Source organism: Cupriavidus sp. UGS-1 (assembly GCF_021213615.1).
Taxonomy (GTDB): domain Bacteria; phylum Pseudomonadota; class Gammaproteobacteria; order Burkholderiales; family Burkholderiaceae; genus Cupriavidus.
Window position 1 is genome coordinate 171,613 of record NZ_JAJQJF010000003.1, and the last position, 13,046, is coordinate 184,658.

Consider the following 13,046-nt stretch of genomic DNA (forward strand, 5'->3'; position numbering starts at 1 on the left):
CATCAGCTTAGCATGCAGCCATTCGCAACGTAAAAGCTGGAGTCCCGATCATGCAAGCTTCCCCTCGTCCGGAATGGTTGACCTTTGACTGCTATGGCACCCTGATCCAATGGGACGAAGGCTTGCTGGCCTGCGTCGACCGCCTGCTGGCCAGTAAGGGATTGCGCGGCGTCGATCCTCACGAATTCATTCGCGTCTACGACGAACACGAGCACCGGCTGGAACAGACGCCGCCGCATCGCAGTTTTGCCGAGATATCGGCGCTGTCGCTGCGCGCCGCGCTGGAGGCGTTCCGGCTACCGTTCGAGCCCGGCGATGCCGATGCGCTGACGCGCCATATCGCGGCGATGCCGCCTTTTCCCGAGGTCGTGCCGACGTTGGCCTGGCTGAAGGCGCAAGGCTTCAAGCTGTGCATCGTGTCCAATACGGATGACGCCATCATCGCCGGTAACGTTGCCCAGCTCGGCGGCCATATCGATCGGGTCGTCACCGCGCAGCAGGGACGGGCCTACAAGCCGTCGCCGCGGCTGTTCGAACACGCCCATGACGCGATCGGCGTGTCGCAAGGCCAGCTGCTGCATATCTGCGCGAGTCCGCATCTGGATCTGGCCGCCGCGCGAGACATGGGGTTTCGTTGCGTCTGGATCGATCGCGGCACGGCGCGCAAGCCCTTGCCCGACTATCGGCCCGACGCCGTCCTGCCCGATCTCGCCGGTCTGCGCCAGTTATTTGCTACGCTCGGATGGGTGCAACCCTGAAGGAGCGATCCATGGCGCATCAACTTTCGAGCCGGGCTGCGGGCGACGCCGAGATGGCGGCGGTGTTGCGGAACGATCCCGCTGTCCGGCAGGCTCGTATCGATCTGGCGGCCTGCCTGCGCATGGCGGCGCGGCTCGGGATGGCGGAGGGCATCTGCAACCATTTCTCGGCGACGTTGCCGGGGCACCCGGGGCTGTTCCTCGTCAATCCGCTGGGGCTGGCCTTCTGCGAGGTCACGGCCTCGCGCCTGCTGGTCTGCCATGTCGACGGACGTGTGGTCGATGGCGACGGCGAGCCCGAGGCCACGGCGTTCTTCATCCATGCGCGCCTGCACATGCGCAAACCCGCGGCGGTGGCCGCCTTTCATACGCACATGCCGAACGCGACCGCGCTGGCGATGGTCGACGGGGAGCCGCTGGTATGGGCCGGGCAGACCGCGCTGAAGTTCTATGGCCGTGTGGCTACGGTGCCGTTCAATGGCTTGGCCCTGGATGAACTGGAGGGCGATCGGATCGCGGACGCGATGGGCGATGCGGACATCGCCTTCCTGCGCAATCACGGCGTGATGGTAACCGCGCCGAACATCGCGCAGGCGTGGGACGATCTCTACTACCTCGAACGTGCCGCCGAGGTCCAGGTGCGCGCGCACGGCACCGGTCGCAAGTTGCTGCCCGTGCCGGCCGACGTCGCCGCCCTGTGCGCGCGGCAGATGCGCGACGGCGATCCCGAGAGCGCGCGCCTGCATCTGGCCAGCGTCCACCGTCAGCTCACACGGCTCGAGCCCGACTATCTCGAGTGAGGCGGCATGCGTGCTGCCGCTGAACCGGCGGTCAGCAGATCGATCATCGCCCGTGCCGCCGCCGACTGGCGGCGGTGCGGCGCGTAGATCAGCGAGAATGGCCGCGAGCGGCCCCGCAGATGCGGCAGCAGTTCGACCAGCCGCCCGCGTTCGATGCGGTCGCGCACGATGAAATCGTAGCTCTGGCAGATGCCGGCGCCATGCTCGGCCAGCGAGACCACGCCCAGCACATCGTCCGAGATCGAGATGGTGGAGGCGGTGGCCCAGTCGATATCCTGCTCGCCATCGCGAAATACCCAGTGCGCGATGCGGCCAGTGCTGGGCAGCACGAAAGGCAGGCAGACGTGGCCATGCAGATCGTCCAGCGTCCGCGGCGTGCCCGCGCGGCGCAGATAGTCCGGCGCCGCGACCAGGCATAGCGCCGCGTCTTCGAGCTTGCGGGCGACCAGCCCGCTGTCGGGCAGCTCGCCGAGACGGATGGCGAGGTCGAAGCCCTCCGCCACCAGGTCGACATTGCGGTTGGTGATGTTCAGTTCCACCTGCACGCGTGGGTACTGCCGCGTGAAGCGCGCCAGCAGCGGCGGCAGCCGGTAGTGTCCATAGGTGGTCGGCACGCTGAGCCGCACCCTTCCCGACAGTTCGCCTTCCTGACCCTGGATCTCGCGCTCAGCGTCGTCGAGCAGCGTGAAAGCAGCGCGAGCCTGTTCGACATATTGCCGTCCCGCGTCGGTCAGTCCGATGCGACGGGTGGTCCGGCGCAGCAACTGGCTGCCGAGCCGGGCCTCCAGCCGGGCGATGGCGCGGCTCAGCACCGAAGCCGTGGTCGACAACGCCACCGCGCCCGCCGTGAACGAGCCATGCTCGACCACCGCCAGAAAGGCCTCCACGTCCCCAAGATGGTCGAAGCGGCGCGCCATTATGTCCCCCGAAGCACAGATGAATTCCCGATTGGCGAGTTTATCTCCGCTGGCGCGGGTAATAAAGTCGGGCATCACCAACCGATCACGAAGAACTCCATGGACCTTCAACTTCAAGGCAAGACTGCCATCGTCACCGGGGCCACGGCCGGCATTGGTCTGGCCATCGCCCGGACCCTGGCGCGCGAGGGCGTTGCGGTGACGGTCACCGGGCGGCATCGCGACAAGCTCGATGCCGCCGTCGCTGAGATCGCCGCGGCCGCGCCCGCCGCAAAGGTGTCCGGCTTCGTCGCCGACCTGGGTAGTGCCCGCGGCGCGGCCGCGCTGGCCGAGGCCGTGCCGGCCACGGACATCCTGATCAACAACCTGGGCTACTACGAAGCCCGGCCCTTCGCAGAAATCACCGACGAAGACTGGCTGCGCATGCTCGACATCAACGTGATGTCCGGCGTGCGGCTGTCGCGCCATTACTTTCCGCGCATGCTGGACAAGAACTGGGGCAGGGTGATCTTCATCTCCAGCGAGGTGGGCGCCTTCACGCCGCCGGACATGGTGCATTACGGCGTCAGCAAGTCGGCACAGCTGGCCGTGTCGCGCGGCATGGCGGAGTTGACCAAGGGGACCGGCGTCACGGTCAACAGCGTGCTGCCGGCCGCGACGCGTTCGGACGGCATCGTCGAATACCTGCGCCAGACCGCGCCGCGTCCGGGCATGAGCGATGCCGAGATCGAAGCGCATTTCTTCCAGACGTACCGGCCCAGTTCGCTGATCGCTCGCATGATCGAGGCGGACGAGATCGCCGCGATGGTGGCGCTGCTCGCCAGTCCGCTCGGCGCTGCGTCCAATGGGGCTGCCGTCCGTGTCGAGGGCGGGTCGTTCCGCTCGATCCTTTGATGGCCGTCACTGCCTTTCGGCCCAACCTTCCGGACATCATCATGTTGCTTCGCCTATCCCGTCTCGCCGCGCTGGCGCTGACCGCGCTCACCGCCGTGCCGGCCTTCGCCGGTTCCGCTGATGCCGCAGATTCCCCCGCCCAGGTCACCCTCGAACGCTGGCGCAGCTATGCGGGCGTCAGCTGGGAGCCGTCTCGCCGGGGCGCGGACCCGGTGCCCTTCGCCGGCTCGGTCAACGCGCCAATCGCGGGCATCCATTTCGATGCACAGGGCCGCGCCTTCGTCACCACGCCGCGGCTGGTGTCGGCCGACGCGCCGGCGACACTGAGCCTGCTCGACACGAGCGTGCAGAGCGGCCCGGCCCGACTGTCGGCCTTTCCGTCGGTTGCCGGCAATGCGGTCGATGGCGCCCCCGACACCCATCTGCGCAATGTGCTGGGCTTTCATGTCGACCGCCGCAACGGCTGGCTATGGGCGCTCGACATGGGTTTCGTCGCGGGCCAGGCCGAGGCGCCGGCCGGCGCGCAGAAGGTGATGGTCTACGACCTGCGTACCGGACGCACGGTCCGGCGCATCGCACTCGATGGGGTGGCCGACCGCAAGGGCAGCTTCCTGAACGATATCGTCGTCGACGAGCGGCGCCGGATCGCCTATATCTCCGACAGCGGCCTGCGCAGCGCGCCGGACAATCAGGCGGGGCTGATCGTGGTGGACTTTGCCGCCGGCAAGGCGCGGCGCGTGCTGGACAGCCACGCGAGCCTGCTGCCGGAGGCCGGCGCGAAGGTCGTCTCGCATGGCGCCGAGGTGTGGCCGGGCAATCCGTTGAAGCTCGGCATCAACGGCATCGCACTGTCGCCCGATGGTGGCACGCTGTACTGGGCCGTCACCACGGGTACGCACATCCATGCCGCGCCGACGCGGCTGCTGCGTGACCAGGGCGCCAGCCCGGAGAGCCTGGCCGCGGCGGTGCGCGATCTGGGCGACGTCGGCGGCAATACCGATGGCATCGTCACCGACGCGAAGGGCAAGCTGTACATCACGGACGTGACGCGCAATGGCATCGTCAAATACGACCCGGCCACCGGCACGATGTCGCTGCTCGCGGCGGACGAGGGCGTGTTCTGGCCCGATACGCCCGCGCTGCTGCCCAACGGCGATCTGGTGTTTACTGCCAGCCATCTGAACGGGCATTTCGCGGGGGCGGTCAAGGCCGGCCAGGAGCGCTACGAACTGTGGCGCCTGCCGCTGCATCGGACCTCAGGCAAACGCGACTGAGCCGGGCGGCGCGGGTTCGAAGCGATGGGGGTTGGCAAGTGGGCTACGGACAACGGATGATATGGCGATTTCCCGCACACCCATATCGACCCCAGGAGCCAACACGATGAGACTGATCGGCATGCTCGATTCCCCCTATGTCCGCCGCGCCGCGATCACGATGCGCCTGCTGGGGCTGTCCTTCCAACATGAACCGGTTTCGGTGTTCCGCACCTTCGAGCAGTTCCGCGCCATCAACCCGGTCGTCAAGGCGCCATCGCTGGTCTGCGACAACGGCGTGGTGCTGATGGACTCGACGCTGATCATCGACTACGTCGAGGCGTTGGCCCGACGCAGCCTGATGCCGACGGAGCTGGCGGCGCGCCAGCGCGACCTGCGCGTGATCGGTCTGGGGCTGGCCGCTTGCGAGAAGGCGGTGCAGAACGTCTACGAGCACATGCTGCGGCCGGCAGAGAAACAGCACCAGCCGTGGGTCGAGCGCGTCGACGGCCAGCGCACCAGCGCCTTCGCCTTGCTCGAGGAAGAAGTCGCCCGCCTGCCGGTGCCGGTGCAGGAGACCGCGCTGACGCAGGCGCAATTGACGACCGCGGTGGTTTGGACGTTCACGCAGGCCATGCTGCCGGGGGCGGTCGATGCTGACAAGCATCCGGCCATCGCGTCGCTGACGGCGGCCGCCGAGCGCTTTCCGGTATTCGAGGCGTTGCCGCACGCCTGATGCGACAGAGTACTGGTCCACGGCAGCCGCTGTTGCGAACCCGTTGTGCCTCCCTCTCCCGCTCGCGGGAGAGGGAGAGGGGAGAGGGAGCAAATAGCGATAGTCCTTTGCCGACTGAGGCGGTCCGTCTGCCGGCGTTCATTACGCCGGGGACGCCGGGTCCATGACACGCGCCAGCGGGGCAAATGCAACTGCCTTGATTTCCACGATTCCGCCTTCCGGGTTCAGTTCAGCAACCCCGAGCTCTACGGCCGCCGGATACGGCGCGGCAAAGAACTCGTCCCGAACGCGGCCGATCGCGGCCAGCTGTCCGGCTTTATCCAGCGCCAGGCGTTCGCTGCCGAAGACATGGAACATCTGCAGCTCGACGACATCGTCCAACTGCGCGCCGCAGGCCAGCAGCAAGCGCTCGATCTGCCGGAAGGCCACACGCAATTCGTCGCAGAACGCGGCCTCGTCCATCGGCCTGGCGTACCGGTTGCAGGCGACCACGCCGGAGAGATAAACGAAGTCGCCGACGCGCCGGGCAGGGGCATAGTGGAACTGCGCGACATCGGCCTCGAGCTCGGCCGGGATGACAGCCATGCCGTTGCGGGTCGGAATCTGTCGAACTTGGGTGGGGATGGACTGGGTCATGTAGCTGGCTTCTTGATTTTGACTTTATCGATCGGTACAAAAATCAGTAAAAAACAACGGGCGAGTGGGCCCGTTACTGTTGCTTCAAGGGAACGGCGCTCGGATGGGCAAGCGCGTTCCGGCGAGGATAATTTGTTTTGTACCGATCAGTCAATAATGCGGGCACGTCGTGGTGCAATTGCTCCGCGCGTTGGCCCGCACGGCCAGCCACGGCGATTTCTCACTCCGCGCGGATATTCGCCCGCGCCGCGACGGCACGCATTTCCGGCAGCTCCTTCTCGACCCGCGCCTTGACCGCGGCCGCATTGCCATAGGCCGGCGTCAGCGCCAGTTCGACGAGACGAGCGCGCGTGGCCGGCGCATTGACGACTTCGGCCAGCGCCTTCTCCAGCTTCTGCTGGACCGGCGCGGGCAGCCCCGCCGGTGCGATCAGCGCGAACCACGTGCCCATCTGGAAGCCCGGATAGCCGCTCTCGGCGACCGTCGGCACCTGCGGCAATGCCGGCAGGCGCTGCGGCGACAGCACCGCCAGCGGACGGATCCTGCCGGCCTTGATCAGCGGCAGGCCAGCCACGACGGTGTCGACCGCGACCTGGACCTGGCCCCCGGCCAGCGCCGTCAGATTGGGCGCGCTGCCGTTGAAGGGCACGTGCACCATGCGGATGCCGGCGGCCGCCTTCAGCATCTCGCCGCCGAAATGCACCGACGAACCGGTGCCGAACGAGCCGTACGAGAACTTGTCCGGGTCGGCCTTTGCCTGCGTCACCAGATCCTTCAGCGAATGCAGCGACGTGTCGGGGTTGGCGACGAGCACCAGACTCATGTCGGCGACCAGGCCCAGCGGCGTGAAGCTCTTGACCGGGTCATAGGCGAGGTTGGGTCGGATCGCCGGGTTTAGCGTCAGCGTGGTGCTGGCCGCGAGCAGCAGGGTGTAGCCATCGGGCGCGGCCTTGGCGACCTGCGTGGCGCCGATCACCGTGCTGGCGCCCGGCTTGTTTTCGACCACCACGGTTTGGCCGAGCTTCTCGCCGAGGCCCACCGCCAGCAGTCGCCCGAGCACGTCGGTCGCGCCGCCGGCGGCAAACGGCACAACCAGACGGATCGGACGGTCCGGATACGTCTGAGCGGCGGCCGGGGCCGTCGCCAGGACGGCGATCAGGCCGGTGCATGCGAGAAAGAAACGCTTCGGGGGCAGCTTCGGGGGCATTGCGGTCATCAAGGGCACTCCTGCCAGCAGTGGTGAACTTCGAATTCGATCGAGAGGCTGTGTGATCGCCGGATGTGGCGGCGCTCAATCCAGCCAGGGACTGCGCACCCGCGAGAAACCGCCCGCAAGGTCGTAAGCATGGCCGAGCTGCAGCACGGCGGCATCGGTCTGCGCGGGGCCGATGATCTGGATGCCGGCGGGCAGGCCGTTCGATCCGAAGCCGGCCGGTGCGGCCAGCGCCGGCAGACCGGCCATCGTCGCCGGCACCACGGTCTGCATCCAGCGGTGATAGGTATCCATGTCGCGGCCGTCGATCGCGTGCGGCCAGTCCCATTCGGCGTCGAACGGAAATACCTGCGCGGCGGGCAGCACCAGATAGTCGTAACGCTCGAACAGCTGGACCAACGCCTGATACCAGGCGCTGCGCACGCACATCGCTTCGTAGACGCGCGGGCTCGGCAGCGCCATGCCCCGTTCGATTTCCCACGCGGCCTCGGGCTTGAGCATCGCGCGCTTGGCAGGGTCGTGCCACAGCGCGGCATTGGCGCCGGCCACCGAGAAGCTGCGCAGATCGATCCAGGCTTGCCAAAGCCTTTCGAGGTCGAACGCCGGCACGGCGGGCTCGACCGTGCAGCCCAGCGTACGGAAATGGTCGAGCGCGCGGGCGCAGGTATCGAGCAACCCCGGATCGGTCGGTAGCTGGCCGTTCATATTGCCCAGCCAGCCGATGCGCACGCCGCTCCAGTCGCGCTCCGGCGGCAACACAAAACTGCCCGGCGGCTCGCAGCGGCGCGTCAGCGGCAGGCGCGCATCGAAGCCCGCCTGCACCGACAGCAGCAGGGCCAGGTCCGGCACGTTGCGCGCCATCGGGCCGGCCACGCTGAATTGCTGGAAGAAGACTTCATCGGTCGGGCCGTGCGGCACCAGGCCGAACGAGGTGCGCAACCCATAGACATGATTGAACGCTGCTGGCGTGCGCAGCGACCCCATCATGTCAGAGCCGTCCGCCACCGGCAGCATGCGCAGCGCAACGGCGACCGCCGCGCCGCCGCTGCTGCCGCCCGCGGAGCGCGACGGATCGAAGGCATTGCGCGTGGTGCCATAGACCGGGTTGTAGGTGTGACCGCCCAGGCCAAACTCGGGCGAATTGGTGCGGCCGACGAACAGTGCGCCGGCCGCGCGCATGCGCGCGAAGATCGCGGCATCGGTCTGAGTGACCTGGCCAGCGAAGATCGGCGAGCCTTTGGTGGTCACCATGCCCGCGGCCGGGCTGATGTCCTTCGGCGCCTGGGGGAAGCCATGCAGGGGGCCACGGCTCTGTCCACGGGCGAGCTCGGCATCGCGCTCGGCCGCCTGAGCGCGCAGCGTCTCACGGTCCATCGGGGCAACGATGGCGTTGACGCGCGGGTTGTGGCGATCGATCTGGTCGAAATAGGCGTCGAGCACCTCGACGCACGAGACCTCGCGCGCGTGGATGGCGCGGGACAGTGCGATGGCGTCGAGTTCGACGATCGAGTTGGTGGGCTGGCTCGAAGCGTTTTGGTCGGGCGACATGGTCTCGGTTGTCTCCTTCCTTGATGCGGCAAAGCATACGGGCGGGGCGGGATTTCGCACAATCGCCGATTATTTCAAATATCCTTGCGTAAAACGCAAACCAAAGCAGGGCACGGTTGCCCCGGAGAGCCGAATCGATGCTGTCGCACCGTCTGCAGGACACCTCGCTGCGCTATTTCCTCGAAGTCGTCCGCAGCGGCTCGCTGACCGAAGCCGCCCAGCGGCTCAATGTCACCGTGTCGGCGGTCAGCCGCCAGGTCGCCTCGCTCGAGGCGCTGCTGGGCGTGCCGCTATTCGATCGCCGCCCGCGCGGCATGGTGGCCAGTGCGGCTGGGGAATTACTGGCCGCCTACGCATTGCGCGGCGCTCTGGAGGCCGACCGCGTCGTCTCGGAAATCGCCGCGCTGCAGGGCCTGCGGCGCGGACGTGTGCGCATTGCCAGCTCGGCCGGCTTCGCCATTGACTTCCTGCCGCGATGCATCGCCGAATTCCGCGAGCGCTATCCGGGACTGCATTTCCATGTACGCGTGGCACCGCCCGCTGAAGTCACCGGCATCGTGCTGCATGGCGACGCCGACATCGGCATTACTTACAGCCGCGCCGGCGAACAGGGCATCCGCGTTGAGCATCGGCAGCCGGCGCCGGTAATCGCCATCATGCGCCCCGACCACCCGCTCGCTCGCTTTCGCAGCGTGACGCTGGCCCAGATGCAGCCGTATCCGCTGGCATTGCCCGAGGCCGACAACACGGTGCGCCAGCTATTCGATATCGCCGCCGGCGAACGCGGCATCGTGTTCGAGCCGGTGCTGGTCACCAATCATTTCGAGACGCTGACCAGCTTTGTGCTGCATGGCGGCGGGTTGTCGATTTCGGGTGCGGTGACGGTGGGAGACCGGCTGCGCCGCGGGGAGCTGCACGCCGCCGTGATACGGGAACGGGGGATGAAGGGACGTTCGATTGAACTGCAGACGTTGGCGGGGCGGACGTTGCCGGAGGGGGTGAGGGGGTTTTTGGGGTTCTTAAGGGAGAGCTTAGCGGGCGAAGGTGAGGCTAGGTAGTTCGGCCGTCGAATGCCGTAGCAAGCAGTGATGCTGAGTGCGTACACTCCGCTAGTTCCGGGCATGGGCTCCGTCCGCGCTTTCAACTTAAGATGCGTCTCAGACTATTCCCGCCACGGTCGTAAACCCATTAAGACGTAGCCAATCATCAACGTTATGGAAAAAAATCATGCGGGACGATGTTCCGCGTTGGAAAACATAAAGAACGCCATGGTCCCGGACGTTTTGCTTCCAAATCGGGTATTCCGCGGGAAATGGGCTGCGTATGTTTTCTGTGAGTCCGACCGGATATTTTGTCCGGAATTCATCGATGCGATAGCGGAATTGATGCGAATCGAGAACTCAAGCGTATGTAGTCTCGTGAATCTAGATAAATCATGCGATCTAGCGTATGACGGTATTTCCTCCATTTTTATCGATGCAAGCACTTCGCGCGACCGATATTGGGAGGCTATATGCGCCGGCGGCCCAGAGGATGGATGGATTTATCGAGTGGACCGATACGTGTGTGCGTCCGATATCGGATCATGGTGCCTTTATTGCGAGAAAGAGAATGATGTGGCGGTACTGGCGTTTCAAAATACCGAAGATGTCAAGCGCTACAGTACTGCCACCCGAAAACTGTGGGCTTGGCCTATCGAAGACCTGATCGAATGTGGCGCGTTCCCCTTGTTTCCATTCAATCGTTTGGTGCCAGTATGGAAGAACAGTTTGCTTGAAAACTACGGCACTAAGTCAAATTAAGCTGGTATGCGGGTGGGAGGATGACCTACGCAGTCTGGGGATCCGGATTTTTCAGGCGGCGCAGATGCGCTCAATTTGACTCAATCGGCCCGAATTGGCAAACGCGGTCCCGCCAGTGCCGCAACCTGCGCTAGTGATGGCCGTCATTCGATAGTGGCCCTGGGCCGGCCAGTACCACCAATCCCTCAGTTGTTCTCCCAACTTCAGTGGGGTTCAGACCATCCTCTCCCAGGTCGTAAACGCCGACAAGAGGTCGCCAATCCGGCGAAAGTTTGTTCCAAGGCGAACGCCAAGAATAACGAGAGGAGCGCGCCCCGCGGCATCGGGCAGCGCGCCTGACATGGTCAATATCAATACCCGCTGCGGCAGCCTGGCTGTGCTGACCGCTGTCTTTTGTGCTGTCTGCGTATGGAGCGCTGGCGCGAGTTCGTCAGCCATTGCCGCAGGCATTGTCCCGGACGGTGGCACGGCCACCAGCGTCGCAGTAGGGCCGAATGGCAGGGAGACGGTCAATATCGCGCCGGCGATAGCCGGGGTCTCGCAGAATACCTATTCGCGCTTCGATGTGGGTAGTGCCGGTGCCACGCTGAACAACGTCGGCATCAACGCGCGCACGATCGTCAACCAGGTCACCAGCACGAACCCCAGCTTGATCATGGGCGAGGTGGCGGTCGCCGGCCCGCGCGCGAACGTGGTATTGGCCAACCCGAACGGCATCACCGTCAACGGCGGCTCGTTCGTCAATGTGGGTCATCTCGCGCTGTCGACGGGGCAGGTCAGCTTTACTGATGTGCAGATTGCCCCAGGCGTTCTGCAGCGCAACGTCAACCTCGACACTTCGGGCGGCAGTATCGTCGTGGGCCCGCAGGGGCTCAGCGGCGCGTTGATTGCGCTGGACCTGCTTGCCAGAAACATCAGCGTGCAGGGACCGGTAACCAACACCTTCTCGTCGCACACGGCGGTGACCCGTCTGACCGCGGGGGCGAGCAAGGCCATGATCGATACCGGCCTCTCGCCGACGGATAACAGTCACGAGTGGCTGCAACTGTCGCCGCCCGACGAACCTCGCACTGCCAGCCAGTACGCGATCGACATCACGGCGGCTGGCAGCCTGTCGAGCGGCCGCATCGAGTTGATCGTCACGGATAAGGGTCCCGGAGTACGCAGCGCCGGCGCGCTGAATGCGACGTACGGCGACTTCGTGCTGACCTCAAACGGCAACGTGCAGATTGCAAATAGCAGCCTGACGGCCGCCAACGGCATCAGCGTCAATGCGAAGGATGCCGTCGAATTCGACCATGCGAACCTCCGTGCCAATGGTGCGGGCCTCTCCATTGCAGCCACCGGCGATCTGGCGATATCGGACAGCAGCGCGCTGGCCAACGGCGCGGCGGTGCTTGACGCCGCTTCGGTGACCCTGCAGAACCGTGGCGCCGATTCCACCACGCTGGCGTCGGCCAGCAGTGGTGTGTTGATCAAGAGCGCGGGCGATATCGTCAATCTGAACAATCTGGTTCAGGGGAATAAACGCATCGACGGCAATGGCAAATCCGCTGGGGCGGTGACCTTGATCGCCGGCGGCAGCGTGATCAACCGGACCACACAAGGCAGTCAGTTGGGCATCCTCTTCGGTCAAGCTGACGATGTATCGATATCGGCCGGGCGCGACATTACCAACCGCAATGCCCGCATTCTGTCGAACGCGATGGTCTCCATCGCGGCAGGCGGGGATTTCTCGAACGTCGTCGACCATATCGAAGGCGCGGCGAACGGTCAGGAACTGACGTACTCGCACCGCAGCCCGCGCTGGCTGGTGTTCTCCCGCCGTGAGAGCGGCATGACTGTCGACTACGGCTCGCTGGCGGACCCCGAGCGCCTGGCCTACGTGACCGCCGATGGCGGCGACGTTCGGATTTCCGCGCGCAATGTGCTGAATCGGGGCGGCTCCATTCTCTCGAACGATGGTGCGGTACAGATCGCAGCCACCGATAGCCTTCGTACCGAAGCCGTATTCACAGGGCAGGCGTCGCTTCACCGCAGCTGCGTGTTCTTCTGCCGGTCTCGAGCGTCCAGCACCGTTCAGGCCTACGGCGGAACAATCCAGGCCGGCAAGGACATCGAGTTGTCGGCCGGCACACGAATCGACAACGTGGGCGGCACCGTGCTCGCCGTCGGAGCCCTGCATCTCGCTGCTCCGCGCGTGGTGGCGCAGGGCGTGGCCGGCTATACGGCCTTTACCCGCGAGAACGACATGAAGGCATGGTTCGGCAATCGCTGGGCCACCATCTATCGCGCGGACAGCGGTGGCCTGTTCCGCGCCGGAACGGGCAAGGTTTGGATCGACGGCGTCGGCGAGATCGACGGAGGCGCCTTCATAGCGCCGGACGGTGTCGGCGCGAGCGGTGGCATGGTGACGCTGCGCCTGCCGTACCGTACGCCGGTGACACTGCAGAACCATCTCGGCCTCGTATCCTGGATCGGGTTGTGAG

11 protein-coding genes are annotated in these 13,046 nt (G+C 65.6%); 7 read left to right on the forward strand and 4 right to left on the reverse strand.

The window, feature by feature from the left end; translation table 11 throughout:
* Nucleotides 1-50: 50 nt before the first annotated feature.
* On the forward strand, nucleotides 51-758 hold the full coding sequence (locus tag LRR16_RS05735) for a haloacid dehalogenase type II (RefSeq protein WP_174780184.1): 708 nt from the start codon (nucleotides 51-53) through the stop codon (nucleotides 756-758).
* Between the two features lie 11 nt (nucleotides 759-769).
* Nucleotides 770-1,558, forward strand: coding sequence for an aldolase (locus LRR16_RS05740; protein WP_232205122.1), 789 nt, complete (start codon nucleotides 770-772; stop codon nucleotides 1,556-1,558).
* Here LRR16_RS05740 and LRR16_RS05745 read toward each other — a convergent pair.
* Nucleotides 1,546-2,475 carry a LysR family transcriptional regulator gene (locus LRR16_RS05745; RefSeq protein ID WP_232205123.1) on the reverse strand — a complete coding sequence of 310 codons (930 nt, stop codon included), beginning with the start codon at nucleotides 2,473-2,475 and terminating at the stop codon, nucleotides 1,546-1,548. The genes LRR16_RS05740 and LRR16_RS05745 overlap by 13 nt on opposite strands.
* 99 nt (nucleotides 2,476-2,574) lie before the next feature.
* On the opposite strand from LRR16_RS05745, the gene LRR16_RS05750 reads away from it, so the two are divergent.
* From LRR16_RS05750 to LRR16_RS05760, 3 genes are all read left to right on the forward strand, one after another.
* Complete coding sequence (locus LRR16_RS05750) at nucleotides 2,575-3,369, forward strand: SDR family NAD(P)-dependent oxidoreductase (RefSeq protein ID WP_232205278.1); 795 nt, start codon at nucleotides 2,575-2,577, stop codon at nucleotides 3,367-3,369.
* Between the two features lie 41 nt (nucleotides 3,370-3,410).
* Nucleotides 3,411-4,643 carry a major royal jelly family protein gene (locus LRR16_RS05755; RefSeq protein ID WP_232205124.1) on the forward strand — a complete coding sequence of 411 codons (1,233 nt, stop codon included), beginning with the start codon at nucleotides 3,411-3,413 and terminating at the stop codon, nucleotides 4,641-4,643.
* 106 nt (nucleotides 4,644-4,749) lie between these two features.
* A complete protein-coding gene (locus LRR16_RS05760) occupies nucleotides 4,750-5,358 on the forward strand; it encodes a glutathione S-transferase (protein ID WP_232205125.1) in 609 nt (202 codons plus the stop codon).
* A gap of 141 nt (nucleotides 5,359-5,499) precedes the next feature.
* On the opposite strand, the gene LRR16_RS05765 is transcribed toward LRR16_RS05760, so the two are convergent.
* From LRR16_RS05765 to LRR16_RS05775, 3 genes are all read right to left on the reverse strand, one after another.
* The gene (locus LRR16_RS05765) at nucleotides 5,500-5,994 is read right to left on the reverse strand and encodes a Rid family hydrolase (protein ID WP_232205126.1); all 495 of its coding nucleotides are present in this window, start codon (nucleotides 5,992-5,994) and stop codon (nucleotides 5,500-5,502) included.
* Between the two features lie 220 nt (nucleotides 5,995-6,214).
* A complete protein-coding gene (locus tag LRR16_RS05770; RefSeq protein WP_064575173.1) occupies nucleotides 6,215-7,210 on the reverse strand; it encodes a tripartite tricarboxylate transporter substrate binding protein in 996 nt (331 codons plus the stop codon).
* A 75-nt stretch (nucleotides 7,211-7,285) separates the two neighbouring features.
* A complete protein-coding gene (locus tag LRR16_RS05775) occupies nucleotides 7,286-8,755 on the reverse strand; it encodes an amidase (protein WP_232205127.1) in 1,470 nt (489 codons plus the stop codon).
* Between the two features lie 137 nt (nucleotides 8,756-8,892).
* Here LRR16_RS05775 and LRR16_RS05780 point away from each other — a divergent pair, with 137 nt between their 5' ends.
* Nucleotides 8,893-9,813: a LysR substrate-binding domain-containing protein gene (locus LRR16_RS05780; protein ID WP_232205128.1), complete on the forward strand. Its 921-nt coding sequence runs from the start codon at nucleotides 8,893-8,895 to the stop codon at nucleotides 9,811-9,813.
* A 1,084-nt stretch (nucleotides 9,814-10,897) separates the two neighbouring features.
* Entirely contained in the window at nucleotides 10,898-13,045 is a 2,148-nt protein-coding gene (locus LRR16_RS05785; protein WP_232205129.1) for a filamentous hemagglutinin N-terminal domain-containing protein, read from the forward strand.
* The last annotated feature ends 1 nt before the right edge of the window (nucleotide 13,046 follow it).